This window comes from Nonomuraea sp. B10E15 (genome assembly GCF_039871615.1).
GTDB lineage: Bacteria > Actinomycetota > Actinomycetes > Streptosporangiales > Streptosporangiaceae > Nonomuraea.
Genome location: NZ_JBDPMB010000043.1, coordinates 20324 through 40396 on the forward strand (window position 1 = coordinate 20324; position 20073 = coordinate 40396).

The 20073-nt window shown below is 71.0% G+C and carries 18 protein-coding genes and 1 pseudogene; 8 read left to right on the forward strand and 11 right to left on the reverse strand.

The window, feature by feature from the left end:
• Window positions 1-172 precede the first annotated feature (172 nt).
• Together ABGB14_RS48980 and fdhF are read left to right on the forward strand one after the other, a co-directional pair.
• Window positions 173-430, forward strand: a complete 258-nt coding sequence (locus tag ABGB14_RS48980) for an NADH-ubiquinone oxidoreductase-F iron-sulfur binding region domain-containing protein (protein WP_347650778.1) — start codon at window positions 173-175, stop codon at window positions 428-430.
• Window positions 427-3105 carry a formate dehydrogenase subunit alpha gene (gene fdhF / locus ABGB14_RS48985; protein ID WP_347650760.1) on the forward strand — a complete coding sequence of 893 codons (2679 nt, stop codon included), beginning with the start codon at window positions 427-429 and terminating at the stop codon, window positions 3103-3105. The genes ABGB14_RS48980 and fdhF overlap by 4 nt, the downstream gene beginning before the upstream one ends.
• Before the next feature lie 20 nt (window positions 3106-3125).
• On the opposite strand, the gene ABGB14_RS48990 is transcribed toward fdhF, so the two are convergent.
• Window positions 3126-3818 (reverse strand): CBS domain-containing protein, encoded by a 693-nt coding sequence (locus ABGB14_RS48990; RefSeq protein ID WP_347650761.1) that lies wholly within the window; start codon window positions 3816-3818, stop codon window positions 3126-3128.
• 280 nt (window positions 3819-4098) lie between these two features.
• On the opposite strand from ABGB14_RS48990, the gene ABGB14_RS48995 reads away from it, so the two are divergent.
• Window positions 4099-4566: a CBS domain-containing protein gene (locus ABGB14_RS48995; protein WP_347650762.1), complete on the forward strand. Its 468-nt coding sequence runs from the start codon at window positions 4099-4101 to the stop codon at window positions 4564-4566.
• Between the two features lie 127 nt (window positions 4567-4693).
• Entirely contained in the window at window positions 4694-5350 is a 657-nt protein-coding gene (locus tag ABGB14_RS49000) for a CBS domain-containing protein (RefSeq protein WP_347650763.1), read from the forward strand.
• A gap of 40 nt (window positions 5351-5390) precedes the next feature.
• On the opposite strand, the gene ABGB14_RS49005 is transcribed toward ABGB14_RS49000, so the two are convergent.
• Window positions 5391-6263, reverse strand: coding sequence for a universal stress protein (locus tag ABGB14_RS49005; protein ID WP_347650764.1), 873 nt, complete (start codon window positions 6261-6263; stop codon window positions 5391-5393).
• 279 nt (window positions 6264-6542) lie between these two features.
• Between ABGB14_RS49005 and ABGB14_RS49010 the strand changes: the two genes are divergently transcribed.
• Entirely contained in the window at window positions 6543-6944 is a 402-nt protein-coding gene (locus ABGB14_RS49010) for a hypothetical protein (protein ID WP_347650765.1), read from the forward strand.
• Window positions 6941-7774, forward strand: a complete 834-nt coding sequence (locus ABGB14_RS49015; RefSeq protein WP_347650766.1) for a methyltransferase domain-containing protein — start codon at window positions 6941-6943, stop codon at window positions 7772-7774. The genes ABGB14_RS49010 and ABGB14_RS49015 overlap by 4 nt, the downstream gene beginning before the upstream one ends.
• Before the next feature lie 56 nt (window positions 7775-7830).
• Here ABGB14_RS49015 and ABGB14_RS49020 read toward each other — a convergent pair whose 3' ends face one another.
• The 4 genes from ABGB14_RS49020 to ABGB14_RS49035 form a co-directional block, all read right to left on the reverse strand.
• Window positions 7831-10368, reverse strand: a complete 2538-nt coding sequence (locus ABGB14_RS49020; protein WP_347650767.1) for a cation-translocating P-type ATPase — start codon at window positions 10366-10368, stop codon at window positions 7831-7833.
• A 168-nt stretch (window positions 10369-10536) separates the two neighbouring features.
• The gene (pta, locus tag ABGB14_RS49025) at window positions 10537-12585 is read right to left on the reverse strand and encodes a phosphate acetyltransferase (protein ID WP_347650768.1); all 2049 of its coding nucleotides are present in this window, start codon (window positions 12583-12585) and stop codon (window positions 10537-10539) included.
• Between the two features lie 59 nt (window positions 12586-12644).
• Window positions 12645-13820, reverse strand: a complete 1176-nt coding sequence (locus tag ABGB14_RS49030; RefSeq protein WP_347650769.1) for an acetate kinase — start codon at window positions 13818-13820, stop codon at window positions 12645-12647.
• Window positions 13821-13830: 10 nt separating this feature from the next.
• Window positions 13831-14745: a LysR family transcriptional regulator gene (locus tag ABGB14_RS49035; protein ID WP_347650770.1), complete on the reverse strand. Its 915-nt coding sequence runs from the start codon at window positions 14743-14745 to the stop codon at window positions 13831-13833.
• Window positions 14746-14931: 186 nt separating this feature from the next.
• On the opposite strand from ABGB14_RS49035, the gene ABGB14_RS49040 reads away from it, so the two are divergent.
• Window positions 14932-15945, forward strand: a complete 1014-nt coding sequence (locus ABGB14_RS49040; RefSeq protein ID WP_347650772.1) for a hypothetical protein — start codon at window positions 14932-14934, stop codon at window positions 15943-15945.
• 40 nt (window positions 15946-15985) lie between these two features.
• On the opposite strand, the gene ABGB14_RS49045 is transcribed toward ABGB14_RS49040, so the two are convergent.
• From ABGB14_RS49045 to ABGB14_RS49055, 3 genes are all read right to left on the reverse strand, one after another.
• On the reverse strand, window positions 15986-17278 hold the full coding sequence (locus ABGB14_RS49045) for an ArsB/NhaD family transporter (protein ID WP_347650773.1): 1293 nt from the start codon (window positions 17276-17278) through the stop codon (window positions 15986-15988).
• On the reverse strand, window positions 17275-17718 hold the full coding sequence (locus tag ABGB14_RS49050; RefSeq protein ID WP_347650774.1) for a CBS domain-containing protein: 444 nt from the start codon (window positions 17716-17718) through the stop codon (window positions 17275-17277). The genes ABGB14_RS49045 and ABGB14_RS49050 overlap by 4 nt, the downstream gene beginning before the upstream one ends.
• Window positions 17719-17902: 184 nt before the next feature.
• Window positions 17903-18763 (reverse strand): SDR family NAD(P)-dependent oxidoreductase, encoded by an 861-nt coding sequence (locus tag ABGB14_RS49055; protein WP_347650775.1) that lies wholly within the window; start codon window positions 18761-18763, stop codon window positions 17903-17905.
• Window positions 18764-18813: 50 nt separating this feature from the next.
• Here ABGB14_RS49055 and ABGB14_RS49060 point away from each other — a divergent pair, with 50 nt between their 5' ends.
• A complete protein-coding gene (locus tag ABGB14_RS49060; RefSeq protein ID WP_347650776.1) occupies window positions 18814-19281 on the forward strand; it encodes a MarR family transcriptional regulator in 468 nt (155 codons plus the stop codon).
• 97 nt (window positions 19282-19378) lie between these two features.
• Here the strand turns inward: ABGB14_RS49060 and ABGB14_RS49065 are convergent, their stop codons facing one another.
• Together ABGB14_RS49065 and ABGB14_RS49070 are read right to left on the reverse strand one after the other, a co-directional pair.
• The gene (locus ABGB14_RS49065) at window positions 19379-19666 is read right to left on the reverse strand and encodes an AraC family transcriptional regulator (RefSeq protein ID WP_347650777.1); all 288 of its coding nucleotides are present in this window, start codon (window positions 19664-19666) and stop codon (window positions 19379-19381) included.
• 207 nt (window positions 19667-19873) lie between these two features.
• Window positions 19874-20073: pseudogene (locus ABGB14_RS49070) on the reverse strand (hypothetical protein); the annotation flags it as partial.

The window sequence follows — 20073 nt, forward strand, 5'->3', positions numbered from 1 at the left end:
GGAGCTGGGCGGCGGGCTGCGGGACGGGGCAGAGCTGGGCGTCCTGCAGGTCGGTGGCCCGCTGGGCGGGTTCTTGCCGGAGCAGGACCTTGACGTGCCTCTGACCGAAGCGGCGTTGGAGCGCCATGGTGCGGCGCTCGGCCATGCCGGGTTGGTGGCCATCGACCAGCGGATGGAGCCGCTGGAGGTGCTGCGGCACGTGTGGGCGTTCGCCGCCGCGGAGAGCTGCGGCGCCTGCTCGCCCTGCCGGGTCGGCTCCCGCCGCGGGCTGGAGCAGGCCAGGACCGGCGAGCCGCCCGGCGACGCCTACGCCCGGATGCTGCGCGTGATGAGCGAGGCCAGCCTGTGCGCGTTCGGCCGCCGGCTGCCGCCCGCTGTCCGGAGCCTGGCCCGCGCATACGGAGACCGTCTGCGGGGGTGGGGCGGATGAGGGTCACCGTGGACGGCGTGCCCGTCGACCTGCCGGAAGGGGCGACGCTGCTGTCCGCCGTACGTGCCGCCGGACTCGACGTGCCCACGCTCTGCCACGACGACCGGCTGACACCCGTCGGCTCCTGCCGGGCCTGCCTGGTACGGGTCGACGGGCGCCTGGCGGCGGCCTGCGTGACCCCGGCGGCGGAGGGCACGCACATACGCGTCGAGCAGGAGGATCTGCGCGGGTTGCGGCGCGACGCCGTGGAAGTGATCGTCTCAGCGCTTCCGCCCTACGCGCTGGAAGGGGACGGTGAGCTGGCGCGGCTCTGCCAAGAAATCGGCATCGAACCGGAAGCCGCTGAAGGAGGAGCCGGAAGGGGCCGCGACGACAGTCATCCTTTCGTCCGTCTCGACCGGGACCTGTGCATCGCCTGCGGCCGATGTGTACGCATGTGCGCCGAGGTCCAGGGGACGTTCGCGCTCACACTGGTAGGACGGGGCTCCGAGACCATGGTCGCGCCGGGCACGGGCGGCCACTGGGCCGAATCCGATTGCGTCGCGTGCGGAGGATGTGTCGACACCTGCCCCACCGGCGCTCTCGCCGAGCCGGGACTACCCATCGGGACTCACCTGGCCACGCTCACCCGCACGCGCACCACCTGCGGATACTGCGGCGTCGGCTGCGCACTGGACGTGCTGGTCCGTGACGGCGAGGTCGCCGCGGTACGGCCGGCCAGAGGCGGCCCGGTCAACCGTGGCCACGCCTGCGTCAAGGGCCGTTTCGCCCACGGATACCTCCGGTCCCCGGAGCGGCTCACCCAGCCCTTGCTGCGCCGACGTTCCGGCCTGGAGCCCGTGAGCTGGGCAGAAGCACTTGACCATGTCGCCCGTGGGCTCCGGGCAGCCATCGCCGAGGCCGGCCCTGACACGGTGGCGGCGATCTCCTCGGCACGCGCCACCAACGAGGAGAACTACCTGATCCAGAAGTTCATGAGAGTGGTCGTGGGCACCAACAACGTCGACAACTGCTCGCGGTTGTGCCACTCCCCGTCGGCCGCCGGGCTCACCGCCGCGTTCGGCCTGTCTGGGGGCACCGACGCCTTCGACGACGTCGAGCGGGCCGACTGCCTGCTCGTCGTGGGCGCCAACCCCGTCGAGGCGCACCCGGTCGTCGGCGCACGCCTGCTCCAGCAGGTGTTGCACGGCACGCGGCTGATCGTCGCCGACCCGCGCTCCGTCGGGCTCGCCGAACACGCCGACGTGCACCTGCGACCGCGGCCGGGAACCAACGTCGCCCTGTTCAACGGGCTCGCTCACATCCTGTCCGCCGAAGGCATGGTCGACGGCGAGTTCCTGCGCCACCGCGCCACTGGGCTGCCCGAGCTCACCGCGACCCTCAAGGACTACACACCCGACCATGTCGCCGCGATCACCGGCGTGCCGGCGACGGATCTGGTCGCCGCCGCACGGCTCTACGGACGGGCCGAACGTCCCGCGATCGTCTACGGGCTCGGCGTGACCGAACACCGGCACGGCACCGACGGCGTACGGACCCTGGCGAACCTGGCGATTCTGCGCGGGGCGGTCGGCACCGACCGCGGCTACGGCGTCAACCCGCTGCGCGGCCAGAACAACGTCCAGGGCGCCTCCGACATGGGCGCTCTGCCGGATCTGCTGCCCGGCTACGGAAAAGTGCGCGATCCGGTGGCGCGCGGCCGGGCCGAGCAGGTGTGGGGCACCCGCCTGCCGGAGCAGGACGGCCTGCGCATCCCGCAGATGTTCGCGGCGGCACGCTCAGGACACCTGCGCGTCCTGTGGATCGTCGGCGAGGACGTGGCCACCACCGACCCCGACGCCAACCGTGTCATCGAGGCCCTGGACGCCTGCCCCCTCGTCATCAGCCAGGAGCTCTTCCTCTCGGAGACCGCCCGTCACGCCGACGTGGTGCTGCCCGCCGCGTCCTGGCTGGAGAAGGACGGCACTTTCGTCAACTTCGACCGTCGTTTCCAGCGGGTGCGCCCCGCGCTCGCCCCGCCCGGTCAGGCCCGGACCGACTTCGCCATCGTGCACGCGCTCGCCGCAGCCTGTGGAGCCGACCTGGGCTGCGCGACACCAGCGGCGGCGCTCGCCGAGTGCGGGCGAGTAGCTCCCGTCTTCGCCGGGATCTCCCACGAGCGGCTGGACCGGGAAGGCGCCGTCCCCTGGCCGTGTCCCGAGCCCGGCCGTCCCGGGCAGGCCAGGCTCTATCAGGACCGGTTCGCCACCGCGGACGGGCTGGCGCACCTCGCCGCCCGCCCCTACCTGCCCCCTGGCGAGAGCACGGACGACGACTATCCACTGACCCTCATCACGGGCCGACGCTGGGCCCATTACAACTCCGGGAACATGACCCGGCGATCCGGCGCCATCGAGCTCGACCCCGTGGATCGGCTGGACGTCCATCCCGCCGACGCCGCCCGCCTGGCCGTCCGCGACGGTGCCCCGGTGGTCGTGGAGAGCCGGCACGGGCAGGCCGTGCTGCCGGCGCGCATCACCGAGGACGTCTCGCAGGGCCAGCTCTTCTGCGCCTTCCACTTCCCGGCCAGCCGGGTCAACGCCCTCACCTCAAGCCACGCGGACACCGTCACCTCATGCCCGGAATACAAGGTCACCGCCGTACGGCTGCGCGTCCAACCGGAGTCCCAGGAATAGCGTGACCCCGTCGCCCCGTGTCATGCACCGCCCCACACGGGCAGGTCCACGATGTCGTCGTGCTTCCACGTCAGGTTGTTGATCACGTCGACGACGCCGTTGACGCGGGCGGTCATGCGCGCCGCGACCCTGGTTTCGGTGCGGCGGTCCATCTGACCGGACAGCGTCACGACACCTTGGCGAACCTCCACTCGTACGCCGGAGGTGTCCACCCACAGGCTCTGGTCGAGGACGTCGTCGCGAACCTCGGCGGCGATCTCCTCGTCGCCGCGCAGGAACACTTTGACGAGGTCGCGGCGGCTGACGATGCCCCGCAGGCGGCCGTTGCAGTCGACGACTGCGAGCCGCTTGACGCCGTGGGCGTCCATGAGGCGGGCGGCCGAGACCGTCGACGCCTCGGGAGAGATGGTGATCGCAGGGCTGGTCATGAGGTCGGCGGCGGTGTCGCCCTCGGCCTTGCGCCGGCCTTTGGGATGGCGGAGCCGGGCACGCAGCGGGGGCCGGTAGCCCTCGCGGTAGAACTCCTCCCGGAACTCCTCCTTGCACAGCAGGTCGGCCTCCGACACCATGCCGATCACGTGGTTGTCGTCGTCTGTCACCGGGACGGCGCTGATGCCGCCGTCGATCAGCGTTTGGGCGATGTCCTTGAACGGGGTGGCGGCGGTGATGGAGACGACCTTGACGGTCATCACGTCCGCGACGGTCATGCGCATGGCGGTCAGCTCCTTTATGGCCCTCGTGCGGCGAGGCGCCTTTTCTGGTTGCTTCCATCGCATCTCGCGGGAAGGCGAGGTTTCAGGGCCGGAAGTCCCGAGCCGGGCAGTCGTTGGTCAGCGGACGCGACATGGCCGGCGGATGGATGGGACCAATGGCGCCGTCGTTGAGGACTTCCGCCTCCGGCGCTCGGTTCCCCGCTTCGCGAGAGTGGAGCCAGGAACGCGACCCGCGTAAAGGACGACGCACCGGTCACGCGACCAGGGCCGAGGAGGAGTCATGAGGATCGAGTCGCTCACGGCGCGGCAGGTGATGAGCCGCGTTCTGGTGGCGGTCAAGCTGGACGAGTCGCCGCTCATGGCCTGGGAGCTGATGCGCCGAGCCCAGGTGCACCACCTCCCCGTCCTGGACGGTGCCGACGTGCTCGGGATCCTCTCGCGGGAGGATCTGGCGGCCTCCTGGTCAGGCAGCCTGCGGGAGCAGTCGAACCGTCAGGTGCGGGAGCTGCTGACGGGTGAACGCCGGCCGCGCGTCCATCCGGACACGCCGCTGGAACGCGTCGCGGCGGTCATGGTCGACGCGGATTGTGATGCCCTGCCCGTGCTGTCCGGTGATGGCCTGGTCGGGCTGATCACCGCCAGGGACGTGTTGAGGGCCGTGGCGGGCCATGTTCGGCCGGAGAAGCCGTCGGATGAGGTCATCACGGGGATGTTCCGCCTTGAGCCGGTGCTGCCGGTGCAGGGCTGACCTCGTCGTGACCGGCACCGTCGGACGCAGCCTGGTGGGACCTTCGGCCCGCTCATCGGGGACGTTCGCCGCTGACCGGGCGGGCCGCCGTACGTGAGCCTGGGACGTGGGAAGCGAGGTGGACATCATGTCGATCGAAGTCAGGGAGATCATGGGACGCGTTGCCATCGCGGTGCTCGCGGACGCGTCGTTCGCCGAGATCGTGGCCGCGATGAAGCGGTTCGCGGTCGGCGCGGTCACCGTGATCGACGCCGACCGGCGGCCGATGGGCGTGGTCTCCGAGGACGACCTGCTGCTCAAGGAGATCGAACCGGTACGTCACGGCATGTCGATGTTCGAGTCCCGCCACCGCCGGCGCGAGCACGAGAGGGCCACAGGAGCCACGGCATCCCAACTGATGACCTCCCCGGCGATCACTGTGACGCCGGACACCAGCGTGCGCGACGCGGCCCGGCTGATGCACGCCAAGCACATCAAGCAACTGCCCGTGATCGACGTGGTCACCGGGCGGATCATCGGCACCCTGCATCAGCGGGACGTGCTGCGGGTCTTCACCCGCCCGGCCGCCGAACTGGAGGCCGACATCCGGGCAGCGCTTCCTGCGGGCGGTCCGTTCACGATCGGGATCGACGCGGGCGTGGTGAAGGTCGGTGGACGGGTGCGGTCGAGGTCCCAGGCCATCGCCCTCACCGAGGCGGTCCGCAACGTCGAAGGCGTCGTGGACGTGCTGTGCGAAGTGGTCCCTGACAACGACGACCTCATGGCCGTCCCGCCGCTGCTGTAGCGCCCGCGCGCCCCGGCGAGGCAGGGAGCCGTCACGCTTCTCACGCGGGTCTGTCACGACGCCGGGGTACGACCATGACCGGCCGGTGGGCGTGATGCAGGGTCGCCATCGCCACGCTGCCGGTCAGGATCTCCCGCACCGCCGATCGCCCCCGTGATCCGACGACGAGCGCGGCCGCGCCGCGGCTGTGGGCGTGCCCGCCGAGCGCCTCGGCCACGGCGCGTCCGGGCGGGCCGTACCCGCTCGCGAGGTCCACCCGCTCCACAGTGAGGTCCTCGGCCGGCCGCGGGCTGTCCGCTGGTGACGCGATTTCCGCGCCGTCCACGGACGCGACGATCAGGTTCCGTCCAGGAAACAGCCGCGCCGACGCTGTGAAGGCGGCTTCGGCTCCGGGCGAGCCGTCCCAGCCGATGACCACCGGCCCGTTCGCCAGCGCCGCCTGCTCGGCGGTCAGCAGGGGGTCCGGCACGATCAGGACGGGGCGTGGCGAGTAGTGCACCACCATGTCCGAGACGCTGCCCAGGATCGCTCGGGCGCCGCCGAGGCCACGCGAGCCGACCAGGACCAGATCGGCCTCCATTTCCTGCGCGAGCTGGGCGAAGACCAGTCCTTCGCCGCCGTAGGCGCGCCGCACCAGTGGTTCGGCGTTCCATCCGGCCGTGCGCGCGAGCCTGACGCCTCTGTCGGCGAGCCGGCGGGCCTCTGCTTCGCCCTCGCGTTCGATCGCCTCGATGAAGGAGTTGAGGCCGGCGGTGCCCGTCCACAGCCGCCGGCGCAGGCTCTCGCTGGCGAACGGCGGGGTCCACAGATGGGTGATCCACACGTGTGCCTGCGGAAACAGCGCCGCACCGGCATCGATCGCCGCCGCCGCCATGGGCGACCCGTCATAGCCCACGATCGCATCGATCGCCATTGCGTACCTCCTTGGTGTCCGGCTGACCTGCGAAACCAGGTATGCCCCCATCAGATCGACCGCACCGCTTCACCGTCAGCCTCACCGGTGTCCGATGCGCGTGGACCGTGCCACGTTCGAGGAGGAGAGCCCTCGCACTACTCCCCAGGTCGTAGAGTTCCTGCCCGCTAAGACCGGCGAGGTAGCCGGGAGAGCCGTCTATGGGCCGACGACGGAGAGGGATCCGGCGCGGAAGCATTTCCACTGATGGACCCTCTCTTCGAAAAGGACATAGCGACGATGCTGTTCGTTGAGCTACTGGTGCCCAAGGGTGTTTTCGATGCGCAAGAGCGACGAAGCCTCGCCGGGCGGCTGACCGGGCGGCGCCTGTTGTCGGCCGTGGACGGGGAGCCGGTGTCCGCCGATCCCGGGGTGCACGTGATCAGCCTTCCCGAAGGCGGTTACGGCCTGCACGGGCGGGCCCAGCGCTCCTCCGACGTCCTGCAGCTGATCGAGCGAGCCAAGATCGGCCCTGCGGCCCCGGTCCCGGACGACTCGATCGTCGATCCGGTCTGCGGCGCCACCGTCCCGCTCCAGGACGCTGTCATCCTGGAGCGCGGCGGGAAGACCTACGGGTTCTGCTGCCCCCACTGCCGCGGGCACTTCGTCAAGCAGTTGAGCGATGCGGAGGCGTCCTCATGACACTCGTGGCCAATGTCAGGCAGGAGGAGGAGTGGAACGGCGAGGAAGGCAGGGCCTGGGCCGATCACCATCAACGTCTGGATCGCATGGCCGCACCTGCCAACGAGCACCTGTTCGCCGCCGCGGGCATCGGCGAGCGTGACCGGGTTCTGGACATCGGCTGCGGCACGGGCGACACCACGAGGATCGCCGCACGTCAGGCGGCCGGCGGGCATGCCGTCGGGATCGACCTGTCGGCTCCGATGCTGGAGATCGCCCGACGCCTCTCGGCAGAGGAAGCCATCGGCAACATCACCTTCGAGCGCGGGGACGCCCAGGTCCACCCGTTGGAGGACGCGCACTTCGAGGTGGCCATCAGCCGCGCCGGGGTCATGTTCTTCGACGACCCCGTCGCCGCGTTCGCCAACATCAGACGGTCGCTCCGCCCCAAGGGCCGCCTGGCGTTCCTGTGTCACCGCGCAGGTGAGAACCAGACGGACGTGATCCTCGACACGCTGGCCCGGTATCTTCCCACCCCGGACCCCCAAGAAAGCCTGGGAGGGGTCGCGGACTTCACCGACCCGGCCCACATCCGCGACGTGCTCGACGACGCGGGCTTCACGGCCATTGCGACGTCCCCCGTGGAGTACCTCACCGAGCTGGGCGACGATGCCGCCCACGCTGCGGATTTCCTGCTCGACGTTCAGCTGGCCGGCTTCGTCTCCGGTGCTGAAGAGACCGCCATGGCAAGAGCCCGGTCCGCGTTGGCAGAAACGTTGCGCCGCTATGAGCGCGACGACGCCGTACGACTGCTTGCCTCGGCCTGGCTGGTCACCGCCCGAACCGAGTGACGCGCGGGCATGCGCTCGCCCCTCGACCCGGCGGGGACCAGCCCATTATCGCCAGATCATCCACCTCCCATGGCCGGTGATCGGGCCGGCCGGTGTGGGTGCAGGATCCGGTCGAGGCGGGCGGCGGCATAGCCGAGGACCGACAGCGCGCTGACGATCAGCAGATCACCCGGGGCGAGGGGTTCGGTGCCGAGCAAGTCCTGCAGCAGCGGCAGGTACAGGCCCGCGAGTTGCAGGACGAGCGCACCGGCGACGGAGAGCAGCAGCAAGGGGTTGGCCCGCGAGCCGGGCCGGGTGCGGGAACCGAGCGCGACGCCGAGTTGCGTGGCGCCGAGGGCGAAGAAGGCCATGCTCTGCCAGGGGCGGCCGGTCTGGTGGGCCCAGACGGCGACGCCGAGGGTGACGGCCGTGAGGACGACGGCGATGCGGATCAGGCGCTGCCACAGTCCCGCGCCGAGGATGCTCTCGCCGGGCGGCCGCGGCGGGCGGGTCATGGATCCGGGCACGGAGGGTTCGCCGCCGAGAGCCACGCCGGGCAGTCCATGGGTGAGCAGGTTGATCCACAGGATCTGGGCGGGGAGGAGCGGGACGGCGAGACCGGCGAACGGTCCCAGCAACATCACGGCGATCTCGGCCGCTCCGCCGGACAGGCCGTAGACCAGGAACCGGCGGATGTTGGCGTAGACCCGGCGGCCTTCCTCGACGGCCGCGACCACGGTGTCCAGGTCGTCATCGGCGAGCACGAGGTCGGCGGCCTGGCGGGCGACTTCGGTCCCCCGCTCGCCCATGGCCACGCCGATGTCGGCGCGGCGCAGCGCGGGGCCGTCGTTGACGCCGTCTCCGGTCATGGCCAGGGTCTCGCCGCGCGTCCGCAGATCCTCGATGATCTCGAGCTTCTGCCCGGGGGTGGCCCGGGCGTACACGCGGGCCTGGGGCTGGTCGGGCGTCCCGGGGGCCCGGAGGTCCACAACCGGATCGCCGGTGCCGATGATGCCCAGGTCGGCGGCGATGGCACGGGCGGTTCCTGGGTGATCGCCGGTGATGAGGAGCGGTCTGATGCCGGCCCGCTTGCAGTCCGCGATGGCGGTGGCCGCGGCCGGGCGCGGAGGGTCCAGGAGCGCGACCAGCCCGAGCAGGGACAGCCCGCTCTCCGGCGCCGTCTCCGGGACGGCGTCCAGATCGCGGCCGGCCACCGCCAGGACCCGGTAACCCTCCCGGGCGAGTTGCTCGGCGCGTTCGGCGGCGCGGGCCGCCGACTCCGGGTCGCCGGCCAGAAAGGGCGGGCGGAGCAGCACCTCGGGGGCGCCCTTGCAGATCACCCGGCCACGTCCGCCGGGCAGGCGATGCACGGTGCTCATCCGCTTGCGTTCGCTGTCGAAGGGACGTTCGGCCAGCCGTGGAAAGCGCTCGTGCAGGTGCTCGCGGTCGAGGCCGAGCTTGGCGGCGGCGGCGAGCAGGGCCGCCTCGGTGGGATCGCCCAGCGCCGCCCACTCCCCGCCGTCGTCCTGCGGCGGCGACAATCTGGCGTCGTTGCAGAGCACGCTCGCCACGAGCAGGCCGGTGAGGTGGGCGTCGTGGAGGGAGCCGTCGCGTACGATCTCGCCGTCGGGTGCGTATCCGGAGCCGGTGATCGTGGCTTCTCCCGAGGGAGTCCAGAGGCGCCGCGCGACCATCCTGCCTTCGGTGAGGGTGCCGGTCTTGTCGGTGGCGAGCACGGTCACCGCGCCCAGCGTCTCCACGGCGGGCAGCCTGCGTACGAGAGCGTTGCGCGCCGCCATCCGGCGGGCTCCCAGGGCCAGGCTCAGAGTCACGACCGCGGGAAGGGACTCGGGCACCGCCGCGACCACCAGGCTGATCGCGGTCACCACCATCAGCTCGACCGGTTGCCCGCGGACCAGACCCAGCGCCAGCACGAGCGCCGACAGCGCCACCGCGACGCCGGCCAGCAGGCGGCCGACCCCCACCAGGCGGCGTTGCAACGGCGTCAGACCGGCTCCTTTGACCATCATGGACGCGATCCGGCCGCTCGTGCTCGCCGCCCCCACGGCGGTGACCGTCGCCGCGCCACGTCCTCGCACCACGACGGTGCCGGACGAGACCTGGTCGTCGACGGCCTTGTCCACCGGTACGGACTCTCCCGTCAACGACGACTCGTCGACGAGCAACGCGGCCGATTCCGCCACCGTGGCGTCGGCCACGACGATGTCGCCCTCCGCCAGGGCCAGCAGGTCTCCGACGACCACGTCGGCCGCAGGGATCTCCTTCTGCGAGCCGTCGCGGATCACACGCGCTGTCGGGGCGGTGAGCTGTGACAACGCCGTGATCGCCCGGTCGGCGCGCACCTCCTGCACGACCCCGACGGAGGTGTTGACGAGGACCACCAGCATGATCACGGCGGTGTCGGTCCAGTCACCCGTGGCGACGGTCAGCGCCGCCGCCACGAGCAGGACGATGATCAGTGGATCGCGCAGGTGGACGGCGACCCTCCGCCACAGGGGGACGGGCGGCTTCTCCGGGAGCAGGTTGGGCCCGTCCCGCTCCAGACGCGCCTCGGCTTCTCCGGACGACAGACCGGGCCGTGTGGGAACCACCACGTCGTCCTCCCCGCTCCTAGCTCGGCAGAACCGCCGCATCGTTTCGCATACCTGTTTTCGCAGGAAACGAACACGCAGCCCAGGGACGAAGGTCCAGGAAGGGGAAGCAGGACGGCAGGTGCGTGACCGGGGCTGCCGTCCTGGGTGGCTCAGCGGCGTATCGCCGTTTCAGCCGTTGTCGATTGGTTCGTGGTCGCGTACCTGCGCGGCAGTGATCGCCACGGTGGTGACGATGTCGGCGACGGTGGCACCGCGGGACAGGTCGTTGACCGGCTTGCGCAGCCCTTGGAGCACCGGTCCCACCGCGACGGCGCCGGCGCTGCGCTGGACCGCCTTGTAGAGGTTGTTGCCGGTGTTGAGGTCGGGCACCACGAAGACGGTGGCGCGCCCGGCCACCTGGCTGCCGGGCATCTTCGTCCGCGCCACCGCGGGGTCGACGGCCGCGTCGTACTGGATCGGCCCTTCCGCCGGCAGGTCAGGACGGCGCCGGCGGACCAGGTCGGTGGCGGTGCGGACCTTGTCGACATCGGCGCCGGCGCCCGAGACGCCCGTCGAGTACGACAGCATGGCGATCTTGGGATCGACGCCGAACAGGGTGGCGGTGCGGGCTGAGGAGATCGCGATGTCGGCGAGCTGCTCGGCGGTGGGATCGGGATTGACCGCGCAGTCGCCGTACACCAGCACCCGGTCGGCCAGGCACATGAAGAACACGCTGGAGACCAGCCCCAGGCGCAGGATCTCGAACGCCGGCCTGATGGTGTGGGCGGTGGTGTGCGCCGCGCCCGAGACCATGCCGTCGGCCATGCCCGTGTGCACCATCAGCGTCCCGAAGTAGGACACGTCGGTGACGGTGTCGCGGGCGAGTTCGACGGTCATGCCCCGGTGCTCCCGGAGTCGGGCGTACTCGCGGGCGAACCGCTCGCGCAGCTCCGCGTCGAACGGGCTGAGCACCCTGGCGTCGTCCAGGTCCAGGCCGAGCTGGGCGGCCTGCACCCTGATGCGCTCCTCGTCGCCGAGCAGGGTGAGCTCGGCCACGCCACGGCGGAGCAGGACGTCGGCCGCCCGCAGGACGCGCGGCTCCTCACCTTCGGGCAGCACGATGTGCCGGCGGCGGCCACGCGCCCGTTCCAGCAGCTCGTACTCGAACATCAGCGGCGTGACGACGTCGGTCTTGGCGATCGCCAGCCGATCGAGCAGCAACCGCCCGTCGACGTGCTCGGCGAACAGCCGCAGAGCCGTGTCGATCTTCCCGCCGGCCTCGGGGGTGAACTGGCCGTCCACGGCCGACAGGCGGGTCGCGGTGTCGAAGGTGTCGTGGTCGGTGCCGATCACCGGCAGGGGAACGGCCATGCTGCCGAGCAGCCGGTCCACCGGGCCGGGCAGATCCGTGCCACCCGTCATGATCACCGCCGACAGGGCGGGGAAGCCGGGCGCCGCATGCGCCGCGATCAGCCCGGGCAGGAGCGCGGCGGCCCGATCAGACGGGATGATCACCGCGGCGCCTTCGGTGTAGCGGTCCAGAATGCCGGGCAGCGACATCGCGCCCACCATCAGCGCGCTCGCCTCCCGGCCGAGCCCGTCGCGCTCGCCGAGGAAAAGCCGGCCGTCGCAGGCGTTCAGCAGGTCGGCGACGGTGGGCGCGCGCAGAGAGGGGGTTTCGGGCAGGGCGAACACCGGTGTCGGGTGGTCGATCGCGACGGGCTCGGCAGCCGCCCGGGTGACCACGACCGCGAGCTCCCTTGCGTGGTGTTGCGCCAGTTGCCGGGACGACAGCTCGACCGCGGCGGCGATCTGCGGGGCCGTCCTGCCCTTCCCGCTCACCACGTTCAGCACCGGCGTTCCCAGATCCGCTGCGAGCCTGGCGTTGAACTCGAACTCGGTGGGCGCGCCCACGTCGGTGTAATCGGTTCCGACCACGACCACCGCGTCGCACCGCCTGGCGAGCGCGCGGTAGCGGGCCACGATGTCGCCGGCGGCACGCTCGGCGTCGGCGTGCACCTCGTCGTAGGTGACGCCCGCGTACGTTTCGTACGGCATGGCGAGCTGGAATCTGCTCCGGATGGTGTTGATCAGATTGTCCTCGCGCCCCGTACGCACGACCGGCCGGAACACGCCCACGGTCTCCACCTGCCGGGACAGCAGCTCGACCATGCCGAGGGCGACCGTGCCCTTGTTGCTTCCCGCCTCGCCCGCCGCGACGTACACCGCACGTGTCATGTTCACCATTGTCGGCAACCGCGGCAGTTCCACTCGCCGAGGGGTCGCCGCGCCGCCTGTCAGGAGATGACGGCGAGGGCCTGGCGGGCGATCTCCCACTCCTCGTCGGTGGGGATGACCAGCACCGGCACCTCGGCGCCGGGAGGCGAGACAGCCCGTTCACCGGCAGTGTCCGGCTCGTTGAGCGCGGGATCCACGGTGATGCCCAGGCGGTCGAGGCCGGTCAGGGAGTCAGCGCGGGTGGCGGCGTCGTGCTCGCCCACGCCGCCGGTGAACACGATCGCGTCCACCCGGCCGAGCAGCGCGTAGTAGGCGCCGACGTACTTGCGGATGCGCCGGGTGTAGATGTCCAGGGCCAGCCGGGCCGCGTCGTCGTGGCGGCCGCGCACCTCACGCATGTCGAGGCTCCCGGCCAGGGCGAGCAGGCCGCTGCGATGGGTGAGCGCATGCTCGGTCCGCTGGGCGTCGATGCCGTCCGTCCGGGCGAGGTAGCCGGCGATGGCGGGGTCGACGTCGCCGGAGCGCGTCCCCATGACCAGCCCCTCCAAGGGCGTCATGCCCATGGAGGTGTCGACGCTGTGGCCGCCGGAGACGGCCGTGGCGCTGGCGCCGTTGCCCAGGTGCAGCACGATCAGGTTGAGGCCGGCGAGGTCGCGGCCGAGCAGGGCGGCGGCGCGGCGGGAGACGTAGGCGCAGGAGGTGCCGTGGAAGCCGAAGCGGCGCACGTCGAGCCGTTCGCGCCAGTCCCGGGGCACGGCGTAGGTGTACGCCTCGGGTGGCAACGTGCGATGGAAGGCGGTGTCGAACACGGCCACCTGGGGCACGTCGGGAAACACCTTGCGCGCGAGCCGGATCCCGGCGAGGTTGACCGGGTTGTGCAGGGGAGCGAGCGGAGCGAGCTCCTCGATCGCGGCGATCACCTCGTCGTCGACGACCACGGCCTCGGCGAACCTGGTCCCGCCGTGCACGACCCGGTGCCCGACCGCGACGGGGGCCGGCTCGGGGCCTGCCGCGGCGAACGCCTCCATCATCGTCTCCAGCCCTTCGCCGTGCCCGGAGAAGGTCCGCTCCCTCACGTACGGCGGCCGGCCGCCGGCCCGGTGTGTGAGCCGCCCGATCTCCTCGCCGATGCGTTCGACCAGGCCGCGGGCCGGGCGTTCGCGGGTCTCGACGTCGATGAGCTCGTACTTGATCGAGGAGGATCCCGTGTTCAGGACGAGAATGCGGCCGGCCATGTCCAGGAGCCTACGTCCGGGGGGCTTCGCCGAAGGGCTGCCAACCGCCTGTGAGGCGCGTCAGGGCGGCCTTGAGGAAGGGCGCGAGCAGGGGGTTGCCATCGCCTGCCCGAGTGGCGAGGGCGACCTGGCTCGGCTTCACTCCCTCCAAGGGGATGCTGGTGAGGCCGGGGTGGAGGGTCTCCGCGCGTAGGCCGGCCGAGACGATGGCCACGGCCTGCCCGGCCGCGACGATCTCGAACTTCTCCTCAGGCGCCTCGACGAGCGGGCCGTCCGGCGCGGGACTGCCGTCCGGCCGCGGGTCGATCCGCCAGTAGGCGTTCCAGGCCGTGTCGGGCAGGCGCGGCAGGGCTTCGTCACCGATGTCGTCGAGGGTCACCCGTTCCTTGCCGGCCAGGCGGTGATCGCGGGCGACGAGAAGGACCCGCGGCTCGTCGTAGAGAGTCGTCACGCGGAGCCCCTCGTCACGGAGCGGCAGCCGGCACACCACCACGTCCACCCGGCACTCCAGCAGCGCGGCGCGCGGTTCGTTCCAGGCCAGCTGCACCACGCGCACGTCGGCGTCGGGATGCCGATGACGCAGCTCGCGCACGGCGGGCATGACGGGCACGTGCAGGGTGTGCCCGACCGCGATCCTGCTGGGGTGGGCCGCGGCGCGGGTGGCGGCCACCGCCTGCGCCGATGATCGCAGCAACGCCTTGGCGCGGGGCAGGAACACCTCGCCCGCCTCGGTCAACCTGGTGCCGTGCGGGGTGCGGTCCAGCAGAGCGGCGCCGAGCTGCCGCTCCAGGCCGCGGATCTGGCGGCTCAGGGAGGGCTGGGTGATGTGCAGGGCTTCGGCGGCCCGTCCGAAGTGCCGGTGCTCGGCGACGACCGTGAAATAGCGCACTGATCGTAGGTCCAGATCCGGCGCTGATTCCGCCATGCCTGCAGCATAGCCCGCGGCTGACGTCGGGTGATGCCTCGAACGTATGGCGATGCCGCGCAGGCTTTGGACTTCGCGCGCCGGCCTTCCGACGATGGGGGCGTTGATGCGTGATCCTGCCGGCTCGGCGGAGCTGCGCACCCCCGTCCGACCGGGGCCCTGCCGTACCAGAAGATGGAGAGCCACATGCCTGAAGCAACTCGCCGCGCCGTGCTGGGAGCGGCGGCCGGACTGTCAGCCATCCCGCTCCTGGCGGGTACGGCGAGGGCCGCGTCGACGGCCCCCGACGAGGACCAGATCCTGCAGCAGATGGCCGACGCGTTCGGCAACCAACTCCGCTCGCCGATCATGCATTCGCCGGAGGAGCAGGGCCTCGACCACGAGGACGTTTCCTTCCAGGCGGTTGACGGCGTGCCCATCGAGGGCTGGTTCATCCCTGCTCGGGGATCCGACAAGCTGATCATCGCCAATCACCCGATGGGATTCAGCCGGGCCGGGCTGCCCGGCCAGTTGGAACCGTGGAAGTCCATCTGGAGTTCCAGCGACAACGACATCGAGGTGGACCTCCTACCCGACTACAAGATCCTGCACGACGCCGGGTACAACGTGCTCGCCTACGACCTGCGCAACTACGGCCTCAGCGGAGCCGCCAACGGCGGCATCGCCTCCAGCGGGATCTTCGAGTCGCGTGACGTCCTCGGCTCGCTGCGGTACGCACGCGAACGCCCGGACACGCGACGCATGCGGATCGGCCTGTTCAGCCGCTGCCTGGGCTGCAGCGCCACGTTTCACGCGATGACCAGGGACCCGCGGGCGTTCGAGGGCGTGCGCTGCCTGGTGGGGCCGCAACCGGTCACCATGGAGGTCATCATGGCGCGGCGGCTGGTCATGGCGGGCGTGCCCGCCGACCGCATCGGCGAGCTGGAAAGGCGGGTGGTGTTGCGCACCGGCATCCCGTTCGCGGCGCGGCAGCCACAGGAGTGGGCCAAGGGGGTCCGGGTCCCGACGTTCCTCTACCAGGTGCACGACGACACGCTGACCCACCCGAGCGACGTGCAGACGATGTTCGACAACATTCCGGTCGCCGACAAGAAACTCCAGTGGATCCGCGGTACCAACCGCCGCTTTGACGGCTACCTGGAGTTCCAGAGACGCCCGCAACCGATGCTGCAGTGGTTCCAGTCCCACATGGAGTCCTGAGAGGGGCATGGCCGGCCGGGCACGCTTCGCGAGGTGAACGTCAGGTCAGGTAGCGCAACCAGAGGTACGGCGCGGTCAGCGTGATGGTCACCATGGTGACGACCAGGCCGTACTTGGTGAACTGCCAGAAGCTGATCGGGGTGCCGTTGCGGGCGGCGATGCCGAGGATGACGACGTTGGCCGCCGCGCCGACGGCGGTGGCGTTGCCGCCCAGGTCGGCGCCGAAGGCCAGCGCCCACCACAACACCTGGGCCTGGTCGTTGCCGCCGCCCGCCTGGACCAGTTCGGCGACGATGGGGCTCATGGTGGCGACGTAGGGGATGTTGTCGACGATGGCCGACAACCCGGCCGAGGCCCAGAGCAGGCCCATGGTGGTGAGCTCCGGCCGGCCTGCGGTGGCGGCCGTCGCGGCCTGGGAGATCTGGCCGATCACGCCGGTCTCCACGAGCGCCCCGACCATGACGAACAGCCCGGCGAAGAACACCAGCGTCGGCCACTCCACCTCTTCGATCGCGTCCTCGGTGGTCACCTTCGTGGCGGCCACCAGGACGCCCGCGCCGAGGATGGCCACCACCGACGGCTCGTAGTGCAGCACGGGATGGAGCACGAACCCGATCATGACCAGGGCCAGCACGGCGAGGCTCTGCCAGAGCAGCCGCCGGTCGGCGATGGCCTCCCGCTCGTCGAGCGCCATGATCTCGGCCGCGCGGTCCGGGTCGTAGTGGAAGGACCTCCTGAACAGGATCCGGCACAACCCGATGAAGACGATCATCAGCACGATGACGAGGGGCGCCATGTGGATGAGGAAGTCGTTGAAGCTCAGGCCCGCGCGGCTGGCGATGATGATGTTCGGCGGGTCGCCGACCAGGGTGGCGGCGCCGCCGATGTTGGAGGCCATGGCCTCGGCGATGAGGAACGGCGCCGCGTTCAGCGCCAGCCGTTCGCACACCAGGAAGGTCACCGGCGCGATCAGCAGCACGGTGGTGACGTTGTCCAGCAGCGCCGAGGCGGCGGCGGTGATGACCACCAGCAGCACCATCAGCCGGTACGGATGGCCCTTGGCGCGTTTGGCCGCCCAGATCGCCAGGTATTCGAAGATGCCGGTCTGTTTCAGCACGCCGACGATCACCATCATGCCGAGCAGCAGGAAGATGACGTTCCAGTCGATGCCGGTGTGCTCGTCGAAGAACGCGGCTCCGGCGTCGGTGGCGTGGATCAGCAGCATGAGGCCGGCGCCGCCGAGCGCGGCGGCGACGCGGTGGATCTTCTCGGTGGCGATCAGCGCGTACGCGCACAGGAAGACCGCCACCGCCAGCCATGCGGTGACGGTCACGCGGCCACCGCCCGGTCCAGCAGCGCCTGCAGCGTGACCGCGCCCAGCAGCCGCCCGTCGTTCACCACGGCCACGAGCGGGCTGTGCGTGCGCGCCATCAACGCGGCCAGCTCCAGGATGGTGGCATCGGGGTCGCTGATCGGCAGTTCGCGCGGCTGTGCCGGTAGCGCCTCGCGGACGGTCCGGCCGGTCAGAGCGTGCAGGAACCGGTCCGCGTGTGGTTCGTCGACGACCCGCGCCAGCGCCGGATCGTCCTGGCAGTAGCCGGGCACGGCCAGCCTGAGCACCTGCGTGCCGGGCAGGATGGTGACGGGCAACCCGTGCTCGTCGACCACGATGAGGCCCGGCAGGTCCTGCTCGGCGAGGAGCCGGGCGGCGGCGTACACCGAGGTGTCCGCGGTGACGGTCGGAAAATCGCATGCGAGATCGCCTGCGCGCATCTTCGTGCCTCTTTCGTGATCGACGATGAGAATCGCCGACCAGACTTCCCGGCACACCTGCCATCAACGTATCAACTATCCGCGAACGGTGGCGACCGGTGGAGAACGGGAACGATCACCTCCCGCCCGTTCCGGCGAATGGAGGACAACGTGGCCAGGAAGCGTTCGTGACGGGCCTCCGCGGTCACCAGGCCCAGGTGGGGTGGCCGGTGGCGGCCTGGGACACCGTCCAGAGGCGTTCGCGCGCGGCTTCGTCGTAGGCGAAGGCCGGGGCGCGGACCGGGCGGAGGTCTTCGTCCACGTAGGGTCCCGGTAGGTTCCCGTCCCAGGTGGCCAGCCGGGCGTAGGTCTCGCCGAGACGTTCGGCGGGGGCGGCCATGCGGTTCTTGGGGGCGTACAAGGTGCGCTGCAACCAGGGCATGGCCGCCACGCGGTCCGGGTCGAGACGTACGGCGGGGACGCGCACGCAGGTCGTCTCCAGGTGTCCTGCGGCCCTCTCGGCCAGGGTGAACGTGGTCATGATCTGGGCGAGTTTGGCGTGGTAGTAGGCGCGGGTGGGGCTGTACCAGCTCGGGTCGTCGAGCTGGTCGAAACGGATCCGGATGCGTGGCATCGAGAGCAGGCCCTTGCTGGCGACATTGATCACGCGAGGCCTGTCCGCGGCGGCGAGCAGCCGGCTGAGGCGTGCGGTCAGCAGGAAGGGACCCAGGTGGTTGGTCGTCCACGACAGTTCGTGCCCGTCCACCGCGAACTGGGGCGCGCGGAGCGTCTGGTCGAAGACGGCGGCGTTGTTGATGAGCACGTCGAGGCGACCGGCGGTCCGCGCGAGCTGCTCGGCGGCGGCCTCGATGGAGGCGGGCGCCGACAGGTCCGCCTGGACCAGGTCGGCCGGGTGCGCGGCGCGGGCGTTGATGTCGGCCAGCGCGGCGCGGCCCCGGTCGGGGTCTCGGCACAGCGCCAGCACGTGGTGGCCCGCGGCGGCGAGGGCGCGGGCGGCGCGCAGGCCGATCCCGGAGCCGGCGCCGGTGATGGCGATGGACAACATGCACAGATTCTAGTCTGTTCGGAACAATCCGAACAGACTAGAATCTGTGCGTGACCGGTGCCGAGGAGTTCGTGGAAAGTGCCGGGCTGTACTTCGAACGTCTGGGGCTCAGCCGTACGGCAGGCCGCGTCATCGGCGCGCTCCTGGCCGATCCGGACGACTCCGCCGACGCCCCGACGTTGTGCGAGCAGCTCGGCGTGGCCAAGAGCAGCATGAGCGTCGCCCTGGGCCAGCTCGAACGGGGCGGGCTCGTCGAGCGCTTCCGCCCGCCGCGAGGCCGCCGCGATCACTACCGGCTGACCGAGGACGTCTTCGGACGCGCATTCAGGGCCAAGATGGCCGAGTTCACCGCGTTCGCACAGCTCGCCGAACAGGGCCTCGCCGCCGTCGGAGACAACCCCAAGAGCCGGGCCAGGCTGGAGCTCATGCGCGACATGTACGGCTTCATGGGCCGTGAGTTCCCCAAGCTCCTCGACCAATGGGACCGAGAGCACCGCCGACGGCCGAGTGGCGCCTGACGGCACCGCCGGCTCGGCGCGCCGCACGATCGTGTCCACGGGCGACCGCGTGTCCCAGGCCGAGGCGCGCCGGTGGCGGGCCCTTCCCCCGTCCCTGTCACACCGGCAGAGGCTCGGCGCGGGAGGCGATTTCGTCGCGTACGCGGCGCCGGTAGCGCAGCGGGGATTCGCCCACCTTGCGTTTGAACGCGGTGCTGAACGCGCTTTCGGAGGCGTACCCCAGTTCGGTCGCCGGCGACCCGACGCGGACGTCGCCGTCGCGGAGTGCCCGCCGGGCCGGCAGCATCCGCCACCGGTTGAGGTAGGTCAGCGGCGGCACGCCCGACACGGTGCGGAAACGCTCGGCGAACGACGTCCGCGATATCGCCGCGGCCCGCCTCGACATCGGCGTGGCCCGGCGTCGGCGGCCGGGCACAGGGAACCCGCGCTCAGCCAGCCGGGCCTGCGCAGCAACACACGACACCGGCCAACCGCAGACCGAACGCCATCGAGACCTGTTGGGGCCGGAACGGCTGGCCGACGCGCTCGGCCCTCGAGGACGCTCTGTCCGAGTCCACGGTCTCGACCATCTGCCAGGCCATCGTGGCCGGGGCTATTGCCAACTCTCTTTCCGACCGCGCGCTGAGTTGTGGCTCGATGGGCCGCGGTGTGTCCCCGTGACATGCACGGCGGCGGCGACGGCGGTGGACACGTCGGGGTGGAAGACGCTCGGGATGATGTAGTTGGGGCCGAGCTCCTCGGGCGTGACGACGGCGGCGAGCGCGCCGGCGGCGGCCAGCAACATCTCCTCCG